The sequence below is a fragment of the Streptomyces sp. NPDC007856 genome (assembly GCF_042868225.1).
Lineage (GTDB): Bacteria > Actinomycetota > Actinomycetes > Streptomycetales > Streptomycetaceae > Streptomyces.
On sequence record NZ_JBIAEC010000010.1, the window covers coordinates 190,615 to 215,251 of the forward strand.

Sequence of the window (24,637 nt, forward strand, 5' to 3'; positions counted from 1 at the left end):
TCACTGCCGACTCGGAAAACAACCCTCTTATCGGTCTCCCCAACGAGCACATCGTGGGCTTAACTTATGTGCCATGACCTCCCCCCGCTCCACTTATGGTGGCGGCTACTACTCCGCCTCCTTCCCGGACACCCCGATCTACGACTCGCTCGTCGCCGAGCGCGGTACCCCGCAGATCGCCCCGATCCGGGTCCCCGCCGCCTACGACTCGGGCAGCAGCCTGCCCGCTCTGCCGCCGGCCCTGCCCGCCCTCCCGGCGGCACCCTCCCCGCAGGCTCCGGCCTACGGCTACCCGCACACGCCGCAGCCCGCGCCCCTGCAGCAGGCGCCCACTGCGTACATCCCGCAGCAGGCCGCCGCGCCGCGGGGTTACCCCGGCCCGCAGGCCCCCCAGCAGCAGCGCCCGATGGGGATGGGCACGGGTTACGAGGCGATGCGCCCGGCCGCGCCGCGGCCCGCGCCGGCTCCCTACCAGGACCCGTACAACAACCAGCAGTACCGCGGCTACTGACCGGCGCGCCGGCCGCTGTCGGTGCCTGCTGGCACGATGGCGGCATGGAAAACGCCGTAGTGCAGTCGATCCACGTTCATCCGGTCAAGGCGTTCCGGGGGCACGCACCCCGGGAGGCTGTCGTGGAGCCCTGGGGCCTGGCCGGTGACCGGCGCTGGACGCTGATCGACGACGGGGGAAAGGTCGTCACACAGCGCGAGCAGCCGCGCCTCGCGCTGGCCGCCGCCGAGCCCGAGGCCGGCGGCGGCGTTCGTCTGTCCGCACCCGGCCAGGCACCCTTGACGGTGTCCGTGCCCGAGCCGGCCGGGACCGTGCCGGTGAACATCTTCGGGACCAAGGTCGAGGCGGTCCCGGCGGCCGCGGCCGCGCACGCCTGGTGCAGCGCCTTTCTACGGGCGGACGTCCGCCTGGTCCACATGGACGACCCGGCCACCCGCCGCCCCGTCGATCCCGAGTACGCCCTGCCCGGCGAGACGGTGAGCTTCGCGGACGGCTATCCTTTGCTGGTCGCCACGGCGGCCTCCCTCGACGCGCTGAACTCCCTGATCGCCGAGTGTGCGCACGCCGCCGAGGGCCCGCTGCCGATGAACCGCTTCCGGCCGAACGTCGTCGTCGCCGGCACCGAGGCCTGGGCCGAGGACCGCTGGTCCCGGATCTCCATGGGCGAGGTCGTCTTCCGCGTCGCGAAGGCGAGCGGACGCTGCGTCGTCACCACCGTCGACCAGGACACCGCCGTACGCGGCCGGGAGCCCCTGCGCACCCTGGCACGTCACCGCAAGGTCGGATCGAGGCTGCTCTTCGGCCAGAACCTCGTGCCCCTCTCGCGCGGCACGATCAGGGTCGGGGACCCGGTGCGGGTGCTGGGATAGCGCGCGACGGCGGCGCCACGGCCGGGGAACCGAGGGCGGGTCCCGGTCGTTGGGAGACATGAGACCTTCGTGAGAAGCCGCGTGCGTGACCGTCCGCGGTGGACGTGATGTCGCTCTCTCTTGCTCCGGGCCGCGGATGCGCTCCCGCGCCGGGGGTTATGACGGGGCGTAAGGGGGTGGGGAGATGCGGGCGATCAGTGGCCTGTGGCGCTGGCGGCACAATCCGCTGCGCCGTGTGACCGACCTGGCCGAGGCATGGGTGGCCCTCGTGGCGCTGGTGCTGGTCGCCGCGGCCGCGCCCGTGGTCGGTTGTCTGGTCGGCGCCGCCGCCCAGGACTCGCTGCAGCGGTCCGTGCGCGAGCAGCGGCACACGCGCCACCTCGTCATGGCCACGGTGGTGCGCGACCTGCACGAGGCCCCGCTGGAGACCGACCCCGACACCACGGCGGCGCGCGAGTCCCGCAGCCGTGTCCTCGCGAACTGGACCGCGCCGGACGGCACCCGCCGGCACGGCCCCGCCCTGGCCGGGCTCAAGTCCCCGCAGGCGGGCGACCACTTCGGACTCTGGACGGATCCGCACGGCCGAATAACGACCCGCCCGCTGGACTCCCCCACCGCCACGACACACGCGGTGCTCGCCGGGATCGGCGCGGCTCTGCTGGTCGCGGGCCTGGTCGAAGGCGGCAGACGGCTGACGGTGTGGCGCATGGTCCGCGGACGGTACGCACGCTGGGACCAGGCCTGGGACCGGGCGGGCCCGGACTGGGGCAAGGCGGGCACCGGCTGCTGACGGCCTTCCGGCTCTGGTCAACCCACCATGGACGCACGCGCTACGGTGGACCGGCCGAAGCGCTTTCGGCGACAACCCGCGGGTGAGCGAACCGCAGGGGCATGCGCAGGTTTTCGGTAGCGCGAACGCGCATCGGCCCCAGGGGCTGAGCACGGTCGCGGTCCCGGCACCGGCGGCAAGGCCCCTACGGGAGCAGGCCATCAGTACGACTAGGTGGGGGCACAGCAACGCCATGGCACAGGGCACGGTCCAGGTGACGCACACCGGTACGTCGCGGTGGCGGCGCCGCACAGGCGAGTACGCATCACTGGCCGCCGCCCTGGAGGCCGCCGCCGACGGCGACGTCCTCACCATCGCCCCGGGCACCTACCGGGAAAACCTCGTGCTCCAGCGGGCGGTGACGCTCCGTGGCCCGGAGGGCTCCCCCGGTTCGGTGCGGATCGCGCCCGTGGACGGGGTGCCGCTCACCGTGCGTGCCTCCGCCGTGGTGCAGGACCTGCATGTGGAGGGCCAGGACGCGGCGGCGCCCGCGCTGTTGGTCGAGGAGGGCACGCCCGAGCTGATGGACATGCGGATCGTGACCCGGTCCGCCGCGGGCATCGAGGTGCGCGGCGGCGCCCGCCCGACCGTGCGCCGCTGCACCGTCGACAACCCGGCCGGCATCGGCATCGCCGTACTCGACGGTGGGAGCGGGGTGTTCGAGGAGTGCGAGGTCGTCGCGGCCGGGCAGGCGGGCGTGGCCGTCCGCGGCGGTGCGCATCCACGTCTGGAGCGCTGCCGTGTGCACCACGCCTCCGGCACCGGGATGACCGCCACGGGCGAGAACTCCGCGCTGGAGGCGGTGGGTTGTGAGATCTACGAGGTCCGCGGCTCGGGCGTACAGGTCACCCAGCGGGCGACGGCGCATCTGACCGACTGCGATGTGCACCGCACGACGGCCGACGGCGTCACCCTGGACACGGACGCGGTGCTCACGCTCGCCGACTGCCACATCCACGACATCCCGGAGAACGCGGTCGACCTGCGTTCCCGTTCGGTGCTCACACTGACCCGCACGACGGTCCGTCAGTTCGGGCGCAACGGCCTGTCGGTGTGGGACCCGGGGACCCGCGTGGACGCCCACCAGTGCGAGATCTTCGACAGCACCGGCGACTATCCGGCGGTGTGGGTCAGCGACGGCGCCACGGCCGTCCTCGACTCCTGCCGGGTGCACGACGTGCCGGACGCCCTGTTCGTGCTGGACCGCGGTTCGCGCGCGGACGTCGTGGACAGCGATCTGTCGCAGGTGCGCAACACGGCGGTGTCGGTGAGCGACGGGGCGACCGCTCAGCTCGACGACTGCCGCATCAGGGAGGCGGCGACCGGCGCGTGGTTCCGCGACCACGGCAGCGGCGGCACGCTCAACAACTGCACCCTGGACGGCACCCAGACCGGCGTCATCGTCACCAAGGGTGCCGACCCGACCATCGAGCGCTGCACGGTCGCCTCCCCCGCCGAGGCGGGCTTCTACGTCTCCGCGGGCGGCCGCGGCAGCTTCCTGAACTGCCGGGTCAGCGGCAGCGGCGGTTACGGCTTCCATGTGATCGACGGCTGCCGGGCGACGCTGCGCAAGTGCCGTACGGAACGCTGCGCGCGCGGCGGTTACGAGTTCGCCGACGCGGGCCCGGACGCCACGTCCGGGACGGGCCCGGTCGTGGAGGACTGCACCAGCGACGAGAGCGGCGGACTGCGGCCGCCCACGGCCCGGGAGACCGCCGTGGAGACCGTGTCGCACTCCCCCGGGCTGCTCGGTTCGATCCCGGGGCAGCGCAGTACGGAGCAGGAGCCGCTGGTCGCCGCCGCCGAGCCGGCCCAGCCGGTGCGGACGTCGAAGGACGTGCTCGGGGAACTCGACGGGCTGGTGGGCCTGGAGAGCGTCAAGCGCGAGGTGCGGGCGCTGACCGACATGATCGAGGTCGGGCGGCGCCGCCGGCAGGCGGGCCTGAAGGCAGCCTCGGTCAAGCGGCATCTGGTCTTCACCGGCTCGCCCGGCACCGGCAAGACGACGGTCGCCCGCCTCTACGGCGAGATCCTCGCCTCGCTCGGTGTGCTGGAGAAGGGACACCTGGTGGAGGTGTCCCGGGTGGACCTGGTCGGCGAGCACATCGGTTCCACGGCGATCCGCACCCAGGAGGCGTTCGAGAGGGCGCGCGGGGGTGTGCTGTTCATCGACGAGGCGTACGCGCTGTCGCCGGAGGACGCCGGGCGCGACTTCGGCAAGGAGGCCATCGACACGCTGGTGAAGCTGATGGAGGACCACCGGGACGCGGTGGTGGTGATCGTCGCCGGCTACACCGCGGAGATGGAGCGCTTCCTCTCCGTCAACCCCGGTGTCGCCTCCCGCTTCTCGCGCACCATCACCTTCGGCGACTACGGCCCCGAGGAATTGCTGCGGATCGTGGAACAGCAGGCCGACGAGCACGAGTACCGGCTGACGCCGGGCGCGTCCGAGGCGCTGCTGAAGTACTTCACGGCCATCCCGAAGGGCCCGGCGTTCGGCAACGGCCGCACGGCCCGGCAGACCTTCGAGGCAATGGTGGAACGGCACGCGAGCCGCGTCGCACAGCTGGCGGACCCCAGCACCGACGATCTGACCCTGCTGTACGCGGAGGACCTTCCGGAACTGCCCTGAGCACCCCGGGCGGACGGCGGGAGTTCGACGACAGGACCTAGCCGGCGTCGGCCCGGTGTTGCGTGGGTTCCGGCCGTGGCCCCGGCAGCTCGGGGCGCAGCCGGTCCAGCAGATGTGCGCGTTCCCGGGAAAAGACGGGGTCCGCCTGGTAGTCGGAGTGGCCGAGGATGGGCGCGGGCAGAGGGTGCGCGGGCGTGCGGCCGTAGGCGAGCGGGTCCTGCAGGGGGCCGTGGTCGACCTCGGGCGTGTCGTCGTCGGGGACGCGGACGGGCCCGCCGATGGGGTCGGTACCGCGGAAGAGGTTGCCCCAGCAGGCGACGTCGCGGTGCAGGGCGGCGAGCGCCGGCGGTCCGAAGTGGGCCGGGAACCAGCGGCCGTAGAGGCGTTCCAGCGGGGAGCCGTAGGTCAGCAGCGCGATCCGGCCGCGGACCGACGGGGGCAGTTGCCAGGCGGCGGCCGCGGCCAGGACGCTGCCCTGGGAGTGGCCGGAGAGGACCAGGCAGCCCCCGGTGTGCTGGGTCCAGGTGGCCATGCGCCAGGTCAGGTCCGGCACCGCGCGCTCCGCGTAGCACGGTGGCGCGAAGGGATGCGCGGCGCGCGGCCAGAAGGTGCCGACGTCCCAGAGGATGCCGATCGTGCGCCGCGCCGAGGCGCCCCGGTAGGCGCGCCTGCCCCAGGTCACGAAGAGGACGAAGCCGAGGCCGACCAGCCAGGAGCCCAGCGCCTGCGAGGTCTCGGCGACGGACTGCAGGGCGTCGTAGGTGCGGCGGGCGGCTCCGTCGGGGGTCTTCCGGGTGGCCAGCGCGCCGGCCAGCGCCACGGCGCCGAGCAGCAGGGTGGTGGCGGTGAGCACGGCGACGACGAGGGGCGCCCGGTCGGTGAGGGTGGCCATGGCGCGGACGTGGGCGATGGTCCGGGTACGGCCCGGATCCTCGGGTTCGCCGGAATGCTCGTGGCGGACCCGGTCGCGTTCGGCGCGGGCCAGCCGGGTGGTGCCGAGCCCGAGCCGGACGGCCAGGAGCAGCAGGACCACGAGGGCCGGCGGGATGGTGGACGCCTGCCAGGTGAGCAGGACCGGCGGCCCGGGGAGCGCGGCGTGCGTGCCGTCGAGCCAGTCCGCGACGCGCTGTGCGACCCCGCCGGACATCACACCGCCCAGCGCGCAGGCGAGCAGCGCGACGGCCGGTCCGCCGAGGCCCCGCATGCCGGAGCGCGGATCGGGGCCGCGGCGGTGGAGGTTCCCGGCCACGACGGCGAGGGCGACGACCAGCAGGCCCTGGGCCAGCATGAGGGCGCCGAAGGCCGTGTCGCCGGGCAGCCGCCCGGTGGACCGCCAGCCGGGCCGGGCCCAGCCGGCGTAGACCACGGTGAGCAGCAGCAGGGCGAGCGCGCCGAGCGGCAGGAGCCGTACGAGGTGCCGGTCGAGCCGCTGGTCGAGGCGGTTCTCGCTGCGGCCCCGGCGGCAGACGACACCCACGGCCGTCGCCGCCCAGGCCAGCAGGGCCCCGGTGAGCAGCCGGCCGAGGATGTCCAGGGTGGCGGGACCGCCGGGCCGGTGGTCGAAGCGGACCGCGGGGGCCGCGACGGCGGCGGCGACGGTCAGCAGGGCCGCCGCGGTGTGCGCTGCGCGCAGCCGGGCCACGAGACGGCGCCCGTACCAGAAGCCGGGCCTGGTCAGCGCGCTGCCGTCGGTGTCCGGCTCGGGGTCGTGGGTCATCGGCCGGTGGGACTCGTACGCGCGCCAGGTCCGGCGGGAGAGGTACCAGAGCAGGACCGTCAGCGCGGTCGGCACCAGCGCGGCGAGCGCCAGCCGGCGGCCGGGCAGGCTCCACCAGGGGTCGTGCCCGCCGGGGCCCGTGGACGCCGGGGGTGCGAGGAAGGCCAGCCAGGAGTTGCGGTGGGCGCAGGACCGGACGCCGGCGCACTGCCAGGCAGCCAGGTCCAGGGCCACCTCGCAGGCGGCGGCCACCAGCAGCACGGTCAGGGTGAGGGCGGCCAGCCGTACCAGGAGGCCGTACAGGCGGACCGTGCGGTGCCGGCCGGCCGCGGCGGGGCGCATCCAGTGGGTGAGGTTGACCACCATGAACGGCAGCAGCAACAGCCACAGGGCGCGGCTGCTGTCGCCGGAGGTGAGGTTGCACCAGACGTACGCCTCCTGGACGGGCCCGTCGCGTGGTTCTCTCCTGGTCCCGGTGTCCTCGGCGCGCCGGAAGATCGCGGCTGTGTCGTCGCCGGTGACCCGGACCGTGTGCGGGTCACCGAGCATCTTCTCCGGGGTGGTTCCGCCCACTCCGTGCACGAGCAGCTCCAGCTCGGCCTCCGTCCGCCGCTCGCCGTGGCCTTCCTGTGCGCCGTCCACTGTTGTCGCACCCCCGTGACGCGCCCGAAGCACTGTGCCGATGCGCGTTTCAGGATCTCCGGTCCGGGGGTGTCGTACACCGCTCGTCACGGAATCTCCCCGATCCGTGTGACGGTGGTCCGGGGCGTCGGGGCGGAGCTGGCATGTGCGCGTCGTGACAGGTGGTGGCGCAACCGGTGCCGACCCGTGAAAAGATGGGACGCCCGCGCATCTCCGGCCGGCCGGAATCTCCTGGTCGGGGGCGGTGCGCCGGGCGTGTCGGACGGATGGCGGCGAAAGGACCGGAGCGTACGTGAGTGAGAATCAGAACCTCCTCGCGGAGCAGCGCCGCGCCCTGATCCTGGACGAGGTCCGGCGCCGGGGCGGTGTGCGGGTCAACGAACTGACCCGCAAGCTCGGCGTGTCGGACATGACCGTACGCCGTGATCTGGACGCCCTCGCCCGCCAGGGCGTGCTGGAGAAGGTGCACGGCGGTGCGGTTCCGGTGGTCGAGGCCAGCACGCACGAGCCCGGGTTCGAGGCGAAGTCGGGTCTGGAGCTGACGGCCAAGGAGGACATCGCACGCGCCGCCGCCAAGCTGGTCACCCCGGGCACGGCGATCGCCCTGTCCGGTGGTACGACGACGTACGCGCTCGCCCAGCAACTGCTGGAGGTGCCCGATCTGACCGTCGTGACGAACTCGGTGCGGGTCGCCGATGTCTTCCACGCGGCGCAGCGGACCTCGGGCCAGCGGCAGGGCGCGGCCACGGTGGTGCTGACCGGCGGCGTGCGCACCCCGTCGGACTCGCTGGTGGGACCGGTGGCCGACCAGGCGATCGCCGCCCTCCATTTCGATCTGCTGTTCCTCGGTGTGCACGGCATATCGCTCGAGGCCGGACTGTCCACGCCGAACCTCGCCGAGGCGGAGACGAACCGGCGGCTGGTGCACTCCGCGCGCCGGGTCGTGGTGGTCGCCGACCACACCAAGTGGGGCACGGTGGGCCTGAGTTCGTTCGCCGCGCTGGAGCAGGTGGACACGCTGGTGACCGATGCGGGCCTGCCCGCCGAGGCGCGTGCGGAGATCTCCGAGCACCTGCGGGTGGTGGTGGCGGGCGAGCCCGGGGAAGACGACGCAGACATCTGAGGGTCTGTCAGCTATGGTTGGCCGCCCGGTCGACCGCCCTGCGGGAGTGGCACAAGGGGGTTATGTCCATGGCTCGTCGTCTGCGCCCGGTGGACCTCGATTTCGTCGGGACCGCGCCCGTGCGTCTGGTCTTCGCGCGGGAGGTCTCCGCGTCCCCCGAGCAGGTCTTCCGCGCGCTCGCGGAGGACGTGCCCGGCTGGACGCAGTGGTTCTCGGCGGTGACGCTCGCCCGGGCCACCGACGGCGGCGCCGGGCGTGAGATCCGGCTCGGGGGCGGGATCCGGTTCGAGGAGACGGTGCTCGCGGCCAAGGCGCCCGAGGTGTACGCCTACCGTGTCGACGCCACCAACGCGCCGGGCGTCCGTGCCCTGGTCGAGGAGTGGCGCCTGACTCCTCTGGGCACGGGCACCCGGATGCGGTGGACCTTCGCCGCCGACGGGACGGCGCCGTTGCGGCTCGTCCTCGGGCTGGCCCGGCCCGGTCTCGGGCGCGCCTTCCGCGACGCGGTGACGTCCCTGGACCGCCGCCTGGCGCGCCGCTGATCAGCCGGCGCCGCGGGCGAGCTGTGACTCGGTCACGACCGCTGCCATCAGTTCCGCGTCCAGCGCGGAGACATCGGCCAGCCGCGAGGCCGCTGACAGCGAGTTGAGCAGGGTCTTCGTGACGCGCAGGGCCGCCTGGGGGCGGCGGACGATGGGCCTGGCCCAGTCGGCGACGGCCGTGTCCAGCTCGTGAGCGGGGACGACCTTCTGCAGGATGGACAGGGACTGGGCCTCCGCCGCGGAGATGGCCCGGCCGGTGAGGACGATCTCGCGCACGCGGGCGGCGCCGACCTCGTTGATGAGGCGGGGCAGCAGGCCGCCCCACGCGGTGGGCAGCCCGAGCGCGAGTTCGGGCAGCCGGAAGGACGCGTCCTCGGATCCGACCCGCAGATCGCAGGCGAGCGCGAGGGCGAAGCCCGCCCCGATGGCCTTGCCGTGGACGCGCGCGATGGTGACGGCCGGGTTCGCGGTCAGCGCCTCGCAGACGCGCCGCGCCTTGGTCCCCGACATACGGATGCCGCTGCCCGTGGGGTCGTGGGCGACATGCCGGGCGGACTCGCCGCGGTCCCCGCCGAGGCAGAAGTCGTCGCCGCTCGCGGTGAGCACGAGCACCCGGACCGCCGGGTCCTGGTCCTGGAGGACCGCCATCAGGTCGTCCAGCAGGGCGTCGGTGACTGTGTTGCCCTGCTCGGGGTTGTTCAGCTCGACGGTGAGGACGGGACCCTCCCGGTGGGTCCGCAGGGTCCGCCGTACGGCGGCGGCCGGGAGGGTCGTGAGGGGGAGGGCGGTCATGTGGTCACTTTCAGGGAGGTGATGCGCCGGAAGACCATCCGGTTCGCATACGTCGGTCCTGCGGTCGGCCGCAGGGTGGGGAATCGTTCCAGCAGCTGGGCGAGCAGGAGACGGGCCTCCAGGCGGGCCAGGCCCGAGCCGAGGCAGTAGTGGACGCCGCCGCCGAAGGTGAGATGCGCGCCCCTGCGACGGATGTCGAAGAGGTGGGGGTCCGGGTTGCGGCGCGGGTCGTGGTTGGCGGCGCCGTACAGGACGTGGACGGTGGTGTCCTTGGCGATGGGGACACCGGCGAGAATCGTGTCGTCGGCGGCGAAGCGCGAGTTGAGGTGGATCGGCGGGTCGTAGCGCAGCACCTCCTCGATCGCGTCGTCGAGGTCCTCCGGGTGTCCGCGCAGCCAGTCGGCCCGGGCGGGGTCCTGGGTCAGGAACCACACCGCGTTGGTCAGCAGGGTCGCGGTGGTTTCCAGGGAGGCGATGGTGATGAACATCGTCAGGTCGTACAGCATCTGGTCGGCGGCCGCCCGGTCGCCGGGGTACTGCCCGTCCCAGTAGCGGATCCAGTCGCTGAGGACGTCGTCGCCGAGGTGGGCCCTCCGGTCTGCGATGAGACCGGTGAAATAGGCCCGCATCTCCAGGGTGGCCTGGCCCGAGACGGCCAGTTCGCTCTTGGTGGGGATCAGTTCCTGGGCGTGGACCTGCCGATGGGTGAAGTCCAGGATGTGCGGGTAGTGCCCGGCCGGGATGGCGAGCCAGTCGCCGACGGTGCGGACGGGCAGCCGGTCGCCGACCGTGGTGACGAAGTCGGCCTCGCCGTGGGCGCGCAGCTGTAAATCGAGGCGGTCCAGGAGCTCGGTGACATGGGCGGCGATCCGGGGCCGCATGGCGTCGAGGGTGCCGCGGTCGAAGAGGTTGCCCAGGGCGCGGCGCCGCAGGGTGTGCTCGGGCGGGTTGAGGCGGGACAGCGTCCGCGTCATCTCCTGGGTCGCCGGTTCCTGCCAGCGTGCCATGTCGGGCCGGCGTTGCTGCCAGGCGAAGTCCGGGACCAGCCAGTTCCTGCCGCGCAGGATCTGGTTGCAGGCGTCGAATCCGGTCACGAAGTACCCGCCCCAGGGAGCGGGCACCACTTCACCCAGTGCGCGCAGTTCATCCCAGATGGGGAGGGGGTTGGCCTGTCCTTCGTCGGAACGGAGCCGGCGAAGGAGAGGGATGACGGCTCGGCGGTCGGTGGTGGTACCGCGTATGACGCCAACGGCGGTCACGCGAAGCTCCTTTGTGGCTGGGCGCTACCGTTACCGCCGGAACCTACCCTTCCCCTCTCCCCCATCATGCTCCTGACAGTGTTGCTCCTGTCACATGCCTCCCGCCAAACCTCCGCATGCCGCACATCAGACTCGGAAGATGTCCAGGAAGGTGCTCCAGAAGCCCTTCTTCCTGGCCGGCTCCTGACGGGCGGCGGCGACCGGAGCCGTGGGGAGCGGCTGCTCGCCCGCGGCGGGGACGGTCCGGCCCTGCAGCGCGGCGGCGATATGGGTGGCCGGGCTCGGGCTGAAGGCCACGGGCAGCGCGACCAGCGCCCGGTGGAACGGGCCCGGCCGCCACTCCAGTTCCTTCTCGTGGACGGCCAGCGTCAGGTCGGGCAGGGCGTTGAGGATCTTCTCGATCGCGGTGACGGCGATGACCTGCGCCGGGTCCTTGGCCGGGCAGGCGTGCGGACCGGCTCCCCAGGCCAGGTGCGCGCCCCTGCTGTTCCTCCGGCGGGCCTCGGCCAGCGCGGGATCGGTGTTGGCCGCGGCGAAGCTGATGACGACCGGCGTGCCCGCCTCGGCCACCACTCCCCCGAGATCCACGTCCTGGACCGGGTAGTGGGTGGCGTAGTTGGCGATGGGCGCCTGGTTCCACAGCACGTGATCGATCGCCTCCTCGACCAGCAGCCCGGAGTCGCGTCCGCTGGTGTCGGGTGACAGCAGCAGGAGCAGGGCGTTGCCGATCAGGTTGCGCTCGGGTTCCACGCCGGCGCCCATCAGCATGACCAGCTGGTCCTTGAGCTCCTCGTCGGTCAGCCCGGCGGGGTGCTGGATCAGCCAGGAGGTGACGTCGTCGCCGGGCCGGCGGCGCTTGAGGGCGATCAGCTCCATCAGGCAGGCGGTGAGCTCCTCATTGGCGCGCAGCGCGTCCTTGCCGTCGAAGATCGCCGACATGGCGCTGGTGAGGGTGTCACCGATGTCCGCGGGGCAGCCGAACAGCTTGTTGAACAGCAGCAGCGGCAGCAGCTTGGCGTAGTCGTTGAGGAGGTCGGCCCGGCCGCGCTCGCAGAACTGGTCGATCAGGTAGTCGGCGATCGGCTCGACGTCGCGGCGGATCCGGGTGATGTTGAGCCGGGCGAGGCTGTCCGTGACGGCCTTGCGCAGCCGCAGGTGCACGGCGCCGTCGGTGAACAGGCAGTTGGGCCGGTACGCCATCATCGGCAGCACCGGGTGGTCCAGCGGTATGTGCCCTTCGGTCAGCGCCTTCCAGCGGCGGGAGTCCCGGGCGAAGAGTGTGGTGTTCTGCAGCACGCGCAGGGCCGTTTCGTGCCCGACGACCAGGGTGGCGTCGATACCGGGCGCGAGTTCGACCGGTCCGGCCGGACCGTGGGCACGCAACCGGTCGTAGACCTGGTGGGGGGCGGCGGCGAACGTGGCGTCGTGCATGGGGCATCTGGCGCCGGCGGGGGCGGGGACTGACTGGCGGTCCATGGGGTTCCTTCTGCTGGCTCCGGGCCGATGGTCCGGGGGGATGGGCAGGTCAGGCGGCTCGGGTGAGCAGGTGACGGACGAGCGCGATCAGCGCATGGGCGGAGGACTGCCGATCACGGGCGTCGCAGTAGACGACGGGGGTGTCCGGGAGCAGGTCGAGGGCCTCGCGCACCTCCGCCTCCTCGTACACCGCGCCCGGATCGAAGCCGTTGACCGCGATGGCGTACTCGAGGCCGTACCGCTCGACGAGGTCGATGACGGGGAAGGTCTCCTCCAGCCGGGCCGGGTCGACCAGGAGCAGTGCGCCCAGCGCGCCGCGGGCCATGTCCTCCCACAGCTGCATGAACCGCTGCTGTCCCGGGGTGCCGAAGAGGTACAGCACCAGGTCGTCGCTGAGCGTCAGACGCCCGAAGTCCAGGGCGACGGTCGTGGTGGTCTTGCCCGCCACGCCCCTGAGGTCGTCCACGTGGAGGGACGCCTGCGTCATCTTCTCCTCGGTGCGCAGCGGGGTGATCTCCGACAGCGAGCCGATGAAGGTCGTCTTGCCCACGGCGAAATGCCCGACGACCAGGATCTTGGCAGCGTTGGTCACCGCGCTGGAGACGTAGATGGATCCAGGGGCCGTCTCAGCCGATGAGGGATTGGAGTCCATTCAGAACCTTCTCGAGGGTCGCTCTGTCAACGTTCTGAGCCCGGGGCGGCTCGGCGCGGCGCAGGAGGTGGCCCTGCTCGAATAAATCGGTCAGCAGCAGCCGGGCCACCCCCACTGGCAGTCCCACATGGCCCGCGACCTCGGCGACCGAGAGGTAGCCGCCCGCGCACAGCTGCCAGATCGCCATCACCTCGGGGCCGGCTCCCAGCGGAGGGGTCCGCTCGGGAGCCAGGGTGACCAGGGTGTGCAGCGCCAGGTCGTCCGCGGCCGGCAGGGTCCGGCCGCCGGTGATGACGTAGGAGCGGACGAACTCACTGGTGACGGAGGCCTCTTCGCCGGGCGTGGTCATACCCCGGCACCGTTCTCCGACCGCGGTGCCACACTCATCGCCTTGCTGAGGGCGGCCACCGTCTTCTGCATGCGGAAGGACATGGCCTCCATGTCGACGTCCAGCGCGGCCGAGACGGCGAGGTACGAGCCCTGGCCGGCGGCGATCAGGAAGATCCAGCCGCCGTCGTACTCCAGCAGCGTCTGCTTCCAGATTCCGTGTCCCGCTCCCACGAACCCCGCGACGGCTCGGCTCAGCGACTGCATCGAGCTCATCGCGGCGGCGTTCGTCTCGGCGTCGTCGCGTGCGATGTCGTCCGAGCGCTGCAGCAGCAGGCCGTCTCCCGAGACGAGGATCGCGTGCCGGGCTCCGCGTACTTCGAGCACGTCGTTCAGCACCCAGGACAGGTCGATCTTCACTGGTTGTCAGGTCCTTCCGTGGTGTTCGTGGTCCGCCCGAGCTGGGTTCCGCGCGCGAACGCCCCGAGCCGTGAGGCCGTCACCTCGCTGACCGGCTCGGGAGTCTCCTCCTGACCGGCGCTGTCGAGGGAGGGGACGACCGTGACGGGGCTGCTGCGCCGCCGGCGTTTGGGCAGACCTCCCGAGGTCGTTCCCACCACGTGCGAGGGACCCACGACCGGGACCGGGGCCAGGCGCTGCGGGGCGGCCTCGGGGACCGCGGTGTCCTGGGCGTCGGCCGCCGGGGAAGGGGTGTCGGCCGAGAGGAGACTTTCGGGCACACGAATCACTGCACGCACTCCGCCGTAGGGGGACACGGAGCCGACGGAGACGGCGAAGCCGTAGCGAGCGGCGAGCATGCCGCACACGGCGAAGCCGAACCGCGGCGGATCGCCGAGACCGGTGATGTCGACGGGACCGTCGACGGAGAGCAGGGCCGCCGCCCGGTCCTTGGTCTCCTGGTCCATGCCGAGTCCGGCGTCGTCCACGATGAAGCAGACGCCGGTCGGCACGGTCTGGATGTTGACCTCGACGGGCGTTCCGGGCGCGCTGTAGTTCGTCGCGTTGTCCAGCAGTTCGGCCAGTACGACGGCCACCGGCTCGACGGCCTTGCCGACGAGGGAGACGCTGACCTGCGAGTGGACGCTGACCCGGTCGAAGTCCTTGATCCTGCCCTGGGCGCTGCGGGCGACGTCGTAGACGGTCGCCGCGCCGTCACGCCGGCCCAGCCATCCGCCGCAGAGCACGGAGATGCCCTTGGCCCGGCGGCCGAACTGGCTGCCGGTGTGGTCGACCGTCATCAGGTCGGCCAGCACCTCCGTGGTGTCGCCGTACTTCTTCAGCAGGCTGTCCAGGAGGACCTGCTGTTCCTCGGCGAGCGACTGGAGCGTGCCCATGGCGGACTTCAGCACCGCCTTGGTCGACGCCTCCGCATCCGCTCGTACGTCCGCGAGGTCACGCTGATGCTGTGCGGTCAGCGCGGCGATGTGCGTGTGGAGCTGCCCGACGTCGCCGCGGGCCTGTCCCAGTCCTGCCTCGAGGTCCTTTCTCGTTCTTCGGAGCGCCATGTTGGTTCTCCGGGCCCGCATCACTGCGACGACCGCAGCGACGAGCACCACCAGCAAGATCCACAGCAGTGGATCCGTGGTCAATGACGTCATGAGACTCTCTTCAAGTCGCATCGCGCTGGAATGGTGCGAGCGCGATGGTGCCTTTGAGACTGTCCCCCCGTACGCGTTCATGACACGCCGTCAGCCCACCGAAAAGTGGGATGATCTTATCAGTCACACAGGCACAACCGACTTGCCCAGAAGCACAATTGAGACGTCACCGAACTCTCACCACCCCGTCACCCGCCCGTTGGACACCGGCCGCCGAAGGGACGGGGATTGGCTCAGTCCGGCCACACCCCCGTGGCCAGCAGGGTCTCGATCGCCGCGGTGTACGGCGCGATGTCCAGGCCCTGCCCGGCGAGCCAGGCGTCCGAGTAGTACTTGTCGAGGTAGCGGTCGCCCGGATCGCACAGCAGGGTGACGACGCTGCCCTGGCGGCCGTCGGCCACCATCTCGGAGACGATCTTCAGCGCGCTCCACAGCCCGGTCCCCGTGGAGCCGCCCGCCTTGCGGCCGATGGCCCGCTCCAGGGCCCGTACGGCGGCGATGCTGGCCGCGTCCGGGACCTTCATCATCCGGTCGATCGCCCCGGGCACGAAGCTCGGCTCCATGCGCGGCCGGCCGATGCCCTCGATCCGGGAGCCGCAGTCGCAGGTGACGTCCGGATCGCCGGTGGTCCAGCCCTCGAAGAAGCAGGAGTTGTCCGGGTCGGCGACGCAGACACGGGTGTCGTACTGCATGTAGTGGACGTAGCGGGCGAGGGTCGCTGAGGTGCCGCCGGTGCCGGCCGTGGCGACGATCCAGGCGGGCTCCGGGAAGCGCTCCAACTCCAGCTGGCGGAAGATCGATTCGGCGATGTTGTTGTTGCCGCGCCAGTCGGTGGCCCGCTCGGCGTAGGTGAACTGGTCCATGTAGTGGCCGCCGGTCTCCACCGCGAGGCGGGCGGACTCCTCGTACATCTTCCGGGAGTCGTCCACGAAGTGGCACTGCCCGCCGTGGAACTCGATGAGGCGGCACTTCTCGGCGCTGGTCGTGCGCGGCATGACCGCGATGAAGGGCACGCCGATCAGCTTGGCGAAGTAGGCCTCGGAGACGGCCGTGGAGCCGCTGGAGGCCTCGATGACCGGGCGACCGGGGCGGATCCAGCCATTGCAGAGGCCATAGAGGAAGAGGGAGCGCGCGAGGCGGTGCTTGAGGCTTCCGGTGGGGTGCGTCGACTCGTCCTTGAGGTAGAGGTCGATGCCCCACTGCTCGGGGAGGGGAAAGCGCAGCAGGTGCGTGTCCGCCGACCGGTTGGCGTCGGCCTGGACCTTGCGCACGGCCTCTTTCAGCCAGTCGCGGTAGGCGGCGTCGCTGCGGTCGACGTCGAGGGTGGCGCCGGTCCGGGTCTGGTGGGTGGTGCTCACGGCGGTGCTCCTTAGGCTGGGCGCCGACGACACCTCGCGCGGCCGGCATTTCGAGCATAGGCATCTTTCGCACCGCTTCCCACCTGCATAAACGCATCTTTGAGCCACCCAAAGCCGCCCTGGGGCACAGGCGTACGAGGCATCCGGGGGCGCATTGGCGGGAGTGCTCCGGGCGGCTTTCGCGAGCGCCTCGCGCGTACTGGTGCTCCCGGCCGCATCGGGGCAGACTGCACGCGACGGGACGATCGTCCCGAACGCAGGCGCACGCCGCCGTCGGGCGCGGGCGCACGCCGGACGGGACGCGGACGCACACTGGATCGGACGCGAGCGCACACTGGATCGCGGAAGCACACGGCAAGGGGGCGGCGAAGGATGGCGGAGCCGGAGTTCACAGCCACGGGCGTGCGGATCGGCAAGCGGCTGCGTTCGCTCACCCGGGCCGGCCAGGTCCGGATCAACGACGGCAGGCTGGAGTTGCTCACCAGCTACGGCAGCGAGATCGACAGTGCCCCGGTGCAGGCGGTGCGCGCGTCCAGGCCGTGGTTCCGGCCGGACGACAAGGCGTTGGCCGACCTCAACGGCAAGCGGTACCTGCTGACGCTGGGCGAGCACGACCCCGCCCCGGGCGAGCCGGGTCCGCCCGCGGCACGGCGGTTCATCGAGGCGGTGCGCCGGGCCGCCGGACGCGGCGGCTGACAGCCGTACGACCGCCGGCCGGGAGCAGACCGGTCGCGTTACTCCGAGCAGCGGTCCGTCGCGGCGAGTTGCGGGACCGCATCCGCTGCGTCACGCTGGTCTCACGTCACTCTGGGTTTACCGGCGATAACGCTGCGAACCAGCCCGCCGGCCATGACAGCAGGCGGACGTTTGGACGCAAGCACCCTGCTGGATCCGTTGTTCTCCGTGTTCTTCCGGTTCTTTCGAACCTCTACATCGGGGAGTCGCAGCCGTGATCAGTCATCCGAGCAGGCACTGCACGGTGGAGCTCCAAGCCCTGCCGTCGCGGATCGGCCAGGTCCGCAGAATCGTATCTGCGCAGTTGCGCTACTGGCACATGGACGCGTTGATAGACCGGGCCGCGCTCGGTGTGACGGAGCTGCTCAGCAACGTCCACCGGCATGCCAGGCCCGACAAGTCGTGCACGGTGGAGCTGGAGCTGGCGCCGGACCGGCTCACGGTCTCGGTGCGCGACAACGACCCACGGCTCCCGGTGCCGGCCGACGTCGCGGAACTGTCGGACGGCGGTCCGCTGGCCACCTGCGGGCGGGGGCTGGCGATGGTGGCGGCGGTGAGCGAGAGCTGGGGCGCTCGGCCGGACGGCGAGAACGGCAAGGTCGTCTGGTTCACGCTGTCCGCCCCGACGGTGGTACGGCCCTATCCGGCCCATGCCCCGCGCCGTGCCGCCGAGGTACGGCAGGCGCCGGTCCGGGTCGGCACGGCGGCGGCCAAGGCTCCCGCGGGGAGTCCGGTGGGCGCCGGGGTCGCCCTCAGCGCCGCGGCGCCCGTGACGACGGCACCGGTGGCAAACGCGACCATGTGACGACCGCGTCCCCTGCTCCCGCCCGCACCGGCTTCCAGGCTCCCGCCCGGTCAACCGTTCCCGGTTGACCGGGCGGTGACGGGGCCTGCGGCGTCGCAGCAGGACGCCCACCCGTTGGGTGCGGTTCGGACCGCGGGCTGCGGGGGCGTGGGGGCTGGTCGCGCAGTTCCCCGCGCCCCTGGGGGAGCTGCGGTTGCCGCGCGCTTGAGGCGCGCCTCAGCTGAGGGCAGTCGTCGCTTCCCCGGTGCTTCAGGGCCCTGGGCGGCAACTCCCCGGGGCGCGGGGAACTGCGCGACCGGCCACAACCTACCCGCGCCCGCGCACGGTCCGAACCGACCCACCGGGTGGGCGCCCCGGCCGAAGCGACGCAGTCACTCCGTCGCGATGGCCCGCAGCACGTCCAGCCGGGCCGCCCTCCGCGCCGGGCGGAGCCCTGCCAGCGCGCCGGCCAGCAGGCCGACCAGGGCCACCACCGCGAGCCGCGCGAGCGGCAGGGCGAAGGCGAACGCGGTGTCGCTCGCGCCGTCGGAGGCCTTCACCAGCACCCAGCCCAGGAAGCCGCCGAGTCCGAGACCGCCCACCGTGCCGAACGCGGCGACCAGGACCGACTCCCAGCGGACCATGGCCCGCAACTGGGCGCGGGTCTGGCCGACGGCCCGCAGCAGACCGAGTTCCCGGGTGCGTTCGTGCAGCGCGAGGGTCAGCGTGTTGGCGATGCCGAGCAAGGCGATGACCACAGCGAGGGCGAGCAGCGCGTAGACGAGGGTGAGCATCATGTCGATGCCGCCCGCCGACGACTGTGCGTACTCGTCCCGGGTCTGCACGGACGGGTTGCCGTACTGTGCGGCGACCTTCTGCACCGCCGCCTTGCCCGCGTCGGCGCCGACCCCGTGCTTGAAGGTCACGGAGATCAGGGTGTCGGAGTCCTGGGTGCGGTGCGGGGCCCAGGCGGCGCGGGTGATGACGTAGTCGCCGGCCAGTTCGGACTGGCCGTACACGGCCCGGACGGTGAAGTTCTCGCTCCTGCCGTCCGTGAAGGTCAGCCTGGTCGTGTCGCCGGTGCGCAGATGCTGCCGGTCGGCCGCCTTCCGGGTGATTGCGATGCCGTCGCTGCCGAGGCCCCGCAGGGAGCCGGTGACCGTGCCGAGGTCGAAGGTGCGGGCGAGCGCGGCCGGATCGGTGACGGTCAACGCCCTTCCCTTGCCGTTGACTTCGGCGACCCCGCGGCCGAGGCCCACGGCCGTGTCCACCTGGGGCAGCCGCTGGAGCGCGGGGGCGAGCCGCGGGCTGAGTCCGCTGCCGCCCGCGCCGAAGGACGGGCTGCTGACGGCGATGTCACCGGCGAAGGACCGGGACACCGTCTGGTCCATCGTGGCCTTCAGCGAGGCCCCGAAGACGGTGAACAGAGACACGACGGCCACCCCGATCATCAGCGCGCTCGCGGTGGCCGCCGTCCGCTTCGGGTTGCGCAGGGCGTTGCGCCGGGCCAGGGAGCCGGTGACCCCGCGCAGCCGGTCCAGGGGGCCGCCGAGCAGCCGTACGGCCGTGGTGGCGGCGACCGGGCCGAGGACGACGAAGGCCGCCAGGGCGAACAGTGCGCCGACTCCCGCCAGCCACACGGACGGGGAGACCAGGACGCCGGTCAGGGGCGTGGCGAGGGCCAGCGCGCCGAGGACGACCCCGGTGACCGCCCGGACGCGGGAGGCACCGGAGCTGTCGACGGCCGTCTCGCGCAGGGCGGCGAGCGGCGCCGTCCGTCCGGCGCGCCGGGCCGGCAGGAGCGCGGAGCCCAGGCAGACCACGATCCCCACCGCGAGCGGCAGCACCATCGACAGGGTCTTGATCACCAGGTCGCCGTCGGGGAACGGGAATCCGATCGCCGGGAACAGCGCCTGGAGGCCCGCGGCGATGCCGATGCCGCCCGCGAGTCCGGTGAGGGACGCGGTGAGCGCGACCAGGCAGGCCTCGGCGAGGGCGGCGGCGGTCACCTGGCGGCGGGCCGCGCCGAGGGCACGCAACAGGGCGTTCTCACGGGTGCGTTGGGCGACCACGATCGCGAACGTGTTGTGGATGGAGAAGGTGGCCACGAGCAGGGCGACGCCGGAGAAGACCAGCAGAAAGGTGGTGAAGATGGTCAGGAACTGGCTGGAGATCATGTCGGTGTTCTCCTGCGCCGACTGCTGACCGGTGATGGCCTCGACTCCCTTGGGCAGCACGGGAGTCAGCCGCCGGACCAGTTCCCGCTGGCTCACCCCGGGTGCGGCCCGCACCGCGATGGACGCCGCCTGGCCGGGCCGCGCGGTGAGGTACTTCTCGGCGTCGGCCCGGGTCATGCCGGTGAACGTCACCTGGGCCATGCCGTCCTGGCCGCCGAAGGTGGCGAGCCCGACGACGGTGACCTTCACCGGGTCCGGGGTGCGCAGGGTGGTGGTGTCACCGATCTTCAGACCGCCCTTCTTCGCGGCACCCCGGTTCACCACGACCTCGCCCGGCCTGGCGGGAACACGGCCCTCGGCGAGCCGGTAGGGGTTGAGCCGCGGGTCGGTGATCCAGTTGCCGGCGATCGTGGGCGGCCCCTGACCGCCGACCGGCTTCCCGTCGGAGCCGACGAGCTGCCCGGCGCCCTGGATGTCCGGGGCCGCGGCGGCCACGCCGGGGACCCGCTCGACGGTCTTCACCAGCGAGGTGTCCACGGGCCGCCGTACGCCCTGGGCCTCGCCGGGTGTGGTGATGGCGTCGGCGCCGCGTACGACGGCGTCCGTACCGCTGGTCGCCTCGCCGAACATGCTGTCGAAGCTGGCGCGCAGCGTGTCGCCCATGACGAGGGTGCCGGTCAGGAAGGCGACGCCGAGGAACACGGCGAGGAAGGTGCCGGCGAACCGGCGCCGGTGCGCCCGCAGGGACGTGAGGCTGAGCCGGAACGACGGGTTCATGACCGCACCTCGAAAGCCTTCATGCGGTCCAGCACCTTGTCGGGAGTCGGCGACTCCATCCGGTCGACCAGACGCCCGTCGGCGAGGAAGAGCACCTCGTCGGCGTGCGCGGCGGCCACCGGGTCGTGCGTGACCATGACGACCGTACGGTCCATCTCCCGCACGGCGGAGCCGAGGAGGCCGAGGACCTCCGCGCCGGAGCGGGAGTCGAGGTTTCCGGTCGGCTCGTCGGCGAAGACCACATCGGGCCGCCCGGCGAACGCCCGTGCCACCGCGACACGTTGCTGCTGGCCGCCGGAAAGCTCCGAGGGCCGGTGGTGCAACCGGTCGCGCAGCCCGACGACGTCGACGAGCGCGTCGATCCAATCCGGGTCGCCGCGCCGCCCTGCCAGGTCCAGGGGCAGGGTGATGTTCTCCGCGACGGTCAGCGTGGACACCAGGTTGAAGGCCTGGAACACGAAGCCGACCCGGTCGCGGCGCAGCAGGGTCAGGCGACGGTCGTCCAGCGTGCCGAGTTCGGTGTCCCCGATGTAGGCGGCCCCGGAGCTGAGCGTGTCGAGGCCGGCCGCGCAGTGCATGAGGGTGGACTTGCCGGAGCCCGAGGGGCCCATGATCGCGGTGAAGCGTCCGGCGGGGAAGGAGACGTCGACGCCGTCGAGGGCGCGTACGGCGGTGTCGCCACCGCCGTACACCTTCACCGCGCCGACCACACGGGCCGCGGCCCGCAGTGCGGTCGTGGTCATGCCGCGCCGCCCTTGCCGGCACGGCCGAACTGCTCCTCCAGGACGGACAGGCGGCGCCAGTACTCGTCCTCGTCGATCTCGCCGGAGGCGAAGCGGCGGCCGAGGACCGCGAGGGGTGAGTCACCCGCGGGGCGTCCGCCGTCCATGGCCCGCCAGGGGCCGCCGCGTCCGCGCCAACCGGTGCGGCGCAGGAAGGTGACGGCGCCGATCACGACGGCCGCCCAGATCAGCGGGAAGAACAGGATCCAGGGGCCGGGTCCGCCGCCGCCCCAGTCGGCCAGGGTCTGCATCTCGGGTCATCTCCCTTGTCGGTCGCGTGATCCCCGGTCCTCGGGGATGCCACGAGACTCCCTCCCGGAGGGGGTCCGGGTCGTCGTGCGCCCGGCGGCAGTGCGGGTACCTCCGGGGGAGTACGGCGGGGGTGGCGGACTGCTCCCCCCGGGACTCGCCCAGGGAGTCCGTGGCGGCTTGCTGGGGACTGGCGGATCACGGGGGGGCTGGCGGGCTGTAACTACTAGTATGTACAGTGAGCGCATGAGCACCTCGGAACGACTGATCGAGTCCACCCGTGAGCTGCTGTGGGAGCGCGGGTACGTGGGCACGAGCCCCAAGGCGATCCTGGAGCGCGCGGGGGCCGGCCAGGGCAGCATGTACCACCACTTCAAGGGCAAGCCGGACCTCGCCCTGGCGGCGATCCGGCGGACCGCGGAGGAACTGCGCACCGCAGCCGAGCGGGTCCTGGGCGGCCCGGGCACGCCGTACGAGCGCATCGAGGCGTATCTGCTGCGCGAGCGCGACGTGCTGCGCGGTTGCCCGGTCGGGCGGCTGACCATGGACCCGGACATCGTCGCCAGCGACGAGCTGCGCGCACCGGTGGACGAGACGATCGCGTGGGTCCGGGAGCGGATCGCCGGGATCGTCGAAGAGGGCAAGCGGCAGGGGCAGTTCGCGCCCTGGCTGGACGGCGAGGAGATCGGCGCGGCCGTCCTCGCGACCGTACAGGGCGGCTACGTACTAGCCCGCGCCTCCGGCTCCCCCGCCGCCTTCGACGCGGGGGTGCGCGGGCTGCTCTCCCTGCTCGCACCGCGAACCCCCGGACAGGAGAACTGAGTCGCATGCACATCACCAGACGGCGTTCCGACACCCTGCAGGGCCCGGCGGAGAACTTCACCGGCACGGTCTGGCTGGACGAGATGGCCGCCCCGGCCGCTCCCTCGCGGCTGCGCATGTTCAACGTCCACTTCGCTCCGGGCGCCCACACGGCCTGGCACCGGCACCCGAACGGGCAGTTGCTGCACGTGCTGGAGGGCGAGGGCCTGGTGCAGCGCGAAGGCGGTGCGGTGGAGGCGATCCGCGCGGGCGACACGGTGTGGATCGAGCCGGGGGAACGGCACTGGCACGGCGCCGCGCCCCGCACCTTCATGACCCATCTCGCGGTCGTGGAGGCCGCCGAGGACGGCACGACGACCGAGTGGCACACGCACGTGGCCGACTACCCCGCCTGAGAAAGGGGATGCGCGAGATGCACGCCATGCAGTACGAGTTCACCCTTCCCGCCGACTACGACATGGGCGTCATCCGCTCCCGCGTCGCCCGTGTCGCGCATCTGCTGGACGGCTGGCACGGCCTCGGCATCAAGACGTACGTGCTGCGCGAGCTCGGGGTGCACGGCTCGCCGGTGAACCAGTACGGGCCGTTCTACCTCTGGAACACCATGGAGGGCATGAACAGCTTCCTGTGGGGAGGAGCCTTCCAGGGGCCGGTCGACGACTTCGGGCGGCCGGCGATCCGGCAGTGGACGGGGCTGGCGTTCGAGGAGGGCACCGCGACCGGGGCCGCGACCGCGTTCGCCCTGCGGCGGCGGCAACCGGTGTCGGAGGGCGTCGAGTTGGCCGCGTTCATGACGGACGCGGTGGCCGAGACCGGGCGGCTGGCGGCGCAGGACGGCGCGGTTCTCGCCGCAGCGGCCGTGGACACGCGCGCGTGGGAGCTGGTCCACTTCTCGCTCTGGGAGCACGACACGCCGAAGGCCGACGGAGACCTCTACCAGGTGCTGCACCTGTCCGCGCCCGGCCGTGACCGGCTCCCGCGCGGGCGGCAGTGGTGAGCCATGTCCGTACGGTCCTCGGTAACGTACGGCCCGCGGAGCTGGGCGTGTGCGACGCGCACGACCATCTCTTCCTGCGCAGCCCGCGGTTGCCGGGCCAGGAGCTGACCGACCTGTCGGCCGCGCGGGCCGAGCTGGCCGCGTTCCGGGCGGCGGGCGGAGCGGCCGTCGTGCAGTGGACGCCGTACGGCATGGGGCGGCGGGCGGCGGACCTGCCGGAGCTGTCCCGGGCCACGGGTGTGCGGCTGCTCTGCGCCACGGGCCTGCACCAAGCCGCGCACTACGACTCCGAGGTGCTCGACAGGCTGCGCGGCGACGGCCTCACCGAGTTGTTCGTGTCCGAGCTGACCGACGGCATCGGCACGAGCGGGGTGCGGGCCGGGCTGATCAAGGTGGCGGGCGGTTTCCACGCGCTGGACGCGCACGCCCGCTGGACCGTGCGGGCGGCGGCCGAGGCGCACCACGCCACCGGTGCGCCCATCGCCGTGCACCTGGAGCTGGGCACCGGCGCGCCGGACGTACTCGACCTGCTGTGCGGTGAGTTGGGGGTGCCCGGTGAACGGGTGATCCTGGGCCATCTGAACCGCTTCCCCGACCCGGTGGTGCACCGGCAGGCCGCCGAGTCCGGCTGCTGGCTGGCCTTCGACGGGCCGTCCCGCGCCCATCACGCCACCGACTGGCGGATGCCGGAGGCGGTACGGGCCCTGGCGGACGCCGGCTTCGGCGACCGGCTGCTGCTCGGCGGCGACACGGTGGTCGCCGGAGCCCGCTCGGTCGACGGCGGGCCCGGGATGCCGTACCTGCTGCGCCGGCTGCGGCCGCGGCTGGCCGCCGCGCTGGGTGCCGGCCTGGTGGATCGCATCCTCACCGAGCACCCCGGACGGGCGTTCGCGGCCGACTGGACGTGAGCGGAACGGGCGTGGCCCGATCGCATCGATCCCTGTCCCGCCGGACGGTTCCCGCTCC

General features: G+C 72.4%; 24 protein-coding genes. 12 read left to right on the forward strand and 12 right to left on the reverse strand.

Translation table 11 applies throughout. The features are described from left to right. Window positions 1–73: 73 nt before the first annotated feature. The 4 genes from ACFYOH_RS24220 (at window position 74) to ACFYOH_RS24235 (ending at window position 4,841) form a co-directional block, all read left to right on the forward strand. Window positions 74–511: a DUF6643 family protein gene (locus ACFYOH_RS24220; RefSeq protein WP_388628903.1), complete on the forward strand. Its 438-nt coding sequence runs from the start codon at window positions 74–76 to the stop codon at window positions 509–511. Between the two features lie 44 nt (window positions 512–555). Beyond that, window positions 556–1,380 (forward strand): MOSC domain-containing protein, encoded by an 825-nt coding sequence (locus tag ACFYOH_RS24225; RefSeq protein WP_388628906.1) that lies wholly within the window; start codon window positions 556–558, stop codon window positions 1,378–1,380. 184 nt (window positions 1,381–1,564) lie between these two features. Next, window positions 1,565–2,170 (forward strand): hypothetical protein, encoded by a 606-nt coding sequence (locus ACFYOH_RS24230; protein WP_388628908.1) that lies wholly within the window; start codon window positions 1,565–1,567, stop codon window positions 2,168–2,170. A gap of 232 nt (window positions 2,171–2,402) precedes the next feature. Continuing rightward, window positions 2,403–4,841, forward strand: a complete 2,439-nt coding sequence (locus ACFYOH_RS24235) for a right-handed parallel beta-helix repeat-containing protein (protein ID WP_388628911.1) — start codon at window positions 2,403–2,405, stop codon at window positions 4,839–4,841. A 37-nt stretch (window positions 4,842–4,878) separates the two neighbouring features. Here ACFYOH_RS24235 and ACFYOH_RS24240 read toward each other — a convergent pair whose 3' ends face one another. After that, window positions 4,879–7,200, reverse strand: coding sequence for a hypothetical protein (locus ACFYOH_RS24240; RefSeq protein WP_388628914.1), 2,322 nt, complete (start codon window positions 7,198–7,200; stop codon window positions 4,879–4,881). Between the two features lie 292 nt (window positions 7,201–7,492). Between ACFYOH_RS24240 and ACFYOH_RS24245 the strand changes: the two genes are divergently transcribed. Together ACFYOH_RS24245 and ACFYOH_RS24250 are read left to right on the forward strand one after the other, a co-directional pair. Further along, entirely contained in the window at window positions 7,493–8,323 is an 831-nt protein-coding gene (locus tag ACFYOH_RS24245) for a DeoR/GlpR family DNA-binding transcription regulator (protein ID WP_228617447.1), read from the forward strand. Between the two features lie 68 nt (window positions 8,324–8,391). After that, complete coding sequence (locus ACFYOH_RS24250; RefSeq protein WP_388628917.1) at window positions 8,392–8,865, forward strand: SRPBCC family protein; 474 nt, start codon at window positions 8,392–8,394, stop codon at window positions 8,863–8,865. On the opposite strand, the gene ACFYOH_RS24255 is transcribed toward ACFYOH_RS24250, so the two are convergent. The 8 genes from ACFYOH_RS24255 to ACFYOH_RS24290 form a co-directional block, all read right to left on the reverse strand. After that, window positions 8,866–9,657 (reverse strand): enoyl-CoA hydratase/isomerase family protein, encoded by a 792-nt coding sequence (locus ACFYOH_RS24255; RefSeq protein ID WP_388628920.1) that lies wholly within the window; start codon window positions 9,655–9,657, stop codon window positions 8,866–8,868. Further along, window positions 9,654–10,916 carry a cytochrome P450 gene (locus tag ACFYOH_RS24260; RefSeq protein WP_388628923.1) on the reverse strand — a complete coding sequence of 421 codons (1,263 nt, stop codon included), beginning with the start codon at window positions 10,914–10,916 and terminating at the stop codon, window positions 9,654–9,656. The genes ACFYOH_RS24255 and ACFYOH_RS24260 overlap by 4 nt, the downstream gene beginning before the upstream one ends. 126 nt (window positions 10,917–11,042) lie before the next feature. Then, a complete protein-coding gene (locus tag ACFYOH_RS24265; RefSeq protein WP_388629269.1) occupies window positions 11,043–12,347 on the reverse strand; it encodes a cytochrome P450 in 1,305 nt (434 codons plus the stop codon). A gap of 94 nt (window positions 12,348–12,441) precedes the next feature. Then, window positions 12,442–13,044, reverse strand: coding sequence for an ATP/GTP-binding protein (locus ACFYOH_RS24270; RefSeq protein ID WP_388628925.1), 603 nt, complete (start codon window positions 13,042–13,044; stop codon window positions 12,442–12,444). After that, window positions 13,019–13,393 carry a DUF742 domain-containing protein gene (locus ACFYOH_RS24275; RefSeq protein ID WP_351205475.1) on the reverse strand — a complete coding sequence of 125 codons (375 nt, stop codon included), beginning with the start codon at window positions 13,391–13,393 and terminating at the stop codon, window positions 13,019–13,021. Before ACFYOH_RS24275 ends, ACFYOH_RS24270 begins: the two co-directional genes overlap by 26 nt. Beyond that, entirely contained in the window at window positions 13,390–13,791 is a 402-nt protein-coding gene (locus tag ACFYOH_RS24280) for a roadblock/LC7 domain-containing protein (protein WP_323376296.1), read from the reverse strand. The genes ACFYOH_RS24275 and ACFYOH_RS24280 overlap by 4 nt, the downstream gene beginning before the upstream one ends. Then, window positions 13,788–14,990 (reverse strand): ATP-binding protein, encoded by a 1,203-nt coding sequence (locus ACFYOH_RS24285; protein ID WP_388628929.1) that lies wholly within the window; start codon window positions 14,988–14,990, stop codon window positions 13,788–13,790. The genes ACFYOH_RS24280 and ACFYOH_RS24285 overlap by 4 nt, the downstream gene beginning before the upstream one ends. Window positions 14,991–15,223: 233 nt before the next feature. Next, the gene (locus ACFYOH_RS24290) at window positions 15,224–16,348 is read right to left on the reverse strand and encodes a PLP-dependent cysteine synthase family protein (RefSeq protein ID WP_388628932.1); all 1,125 of its coding nucleotides are present in this window, start codon (window positions 16,346–16,348) and stop codon (window positions 15,224–15,226) included. 372 nt (window positions 16,349–16,720) lie between these two features. Between ACFYOH_RS24290 and ACFYOH_RS24295 the strand changes: the two genes are divergently transcribed. Continuing rightward, a complete protein-coding gene (locus ACFYOH_RS24295; protein ID WP_153542731.1) occupies window positions 16,721–17,044 on the forward strand; it encodes a hypothetical protein in 324 nt (107 codons plus the stop codon). A gap of 253 nt (window positions 17,045–17,297) precedes the next feature. Then, the gene (locus ACFYOH_RS24300) at window positions 17,298–17,888 is read left to right on the forward strand and encodes an ATP-binding protein (RefSeq protein WP_388628935.1); all 591 of its coding nucleotides are present in this window, start codon (window positions 17,298–17,300) and stop codon (window positions 17,886–17,888) included. 371 nt (window positions 17,889–18,259) lie between these two features. Here ACFYOH_RS24300 and ACFYOH_RS24305 read toward each other — a convergent pair whose 3' ends face one another. From ACFYOH_RS24305 to ACFYOH_RS24315, 3 genes are read right to left on the reverse strand one after another with little or no spacing between them, the layout of a single operon-like run. Continuing rightward, window positions 18,260–20,821, reverse strand: a complete 2,562-nt coding sequence (locus tag ACFYOH_RS24305) for an ABC transporter permease (RefSeq protein ID WP_388628938.1) — start codon at window positions 20,819–20,821, stop codon at window positions 18,260–18,262. Next, window positions 20,818–21,564 (reverse strand): ABC transporter ATP-binding protein, encoded by a 747-nt coding sequence (locus tag ACFYOH_RS24310; RefSeq protein ID WP_388628941.1) that lies wholly within the window; start codon window positions 21,562–21,564, stop codon window positions 20,818–20,820. The genes ACFYOH_RS24305 and ACFYOH_RS24310 overlap by 4 nt, the downstream gene beginning before the upstream one ends. Beyond that, window positions 21,561–21,854 carry an SHOCT domain-containing protein gene (locus ACFYOH_RS24315; RefSeq protein WP_388628944.1) on the reverse strand — a complete coding sequence of 98 codons (294 nt, stop codon included), beginning with the start codon at window positions 21,852–21,854 and terminating at the stop codon, window positions 21,561–21,563. Before ACFYOH_RS24315 ends, ACFYOH_RS24310 begins: the two co-directional genes overlap by 4 nt. A 229-nt stretch (window positions 21,855–22,083) precedes the next feature. On the opposite strand from ACFYOH_RS24315, the gene ACFYOH_RS24320 reads away from it, so the two are divergent. The 4 genes from ACFYOH_RS24320 to ACFYOH_RS24335 are packed head-to-tail and all read left to right on the forward strand — an operon-like array spanning window position 22,084 to window position 24,579. Further along, window positions 22,084–22,674 carry a TetR/AcrR family transcriptional regulator gene (locus ACFYOH_RS24320; protein WP_388628946.1) on the forward strand — a complete coding sequence of 197 codons (591 nt, stop codon included), beginning with the start codon at window positions 22,084–22,086 and terminating at the stop codon, window positions 22,672–22,674. Between the two features lie 5 nt (window positions 22,675–22,679). Next, window positions 22,680–23,069, forward strand: coding sequence for a cupin domain-containing protein (locus tag ACFYOH_RS24325; protein ID WP_388628949.1), 390 nt, complete (start codon window positions 22,680–22,682; stop codon window positions 23,067–23,069). A 17-nt stretch (window positions 23,070–23,086) separates the two neighbouring features. Beyond that, a complete protein-coding gene (locus ACFYOH_RS24330; RefSeq protein WP_388629271.1) occupies window positions 23,087–23,671 on the forward strand; it encodes a DUF4865 family protein in 585 nt (194 codons plus the stop codon). Further along, window positions 23,668–24,579, forward strand: a complete 912-nt coding sequence (locus ACFYOH_RS24335) for a phosphotriesterase (RefSeq protein WP_388628952.1) — start codon at window positions 23,668–23,670, stop codon at window positions 24,577–24,579. The genes ACFYOH_RS24330 and ACFYOH_RS24335 overlap by 4 nt, the downstream gene beginning before the upstream one ends. Window positions 24,580–24,637 lie beyond the last annotated feature (58 nt).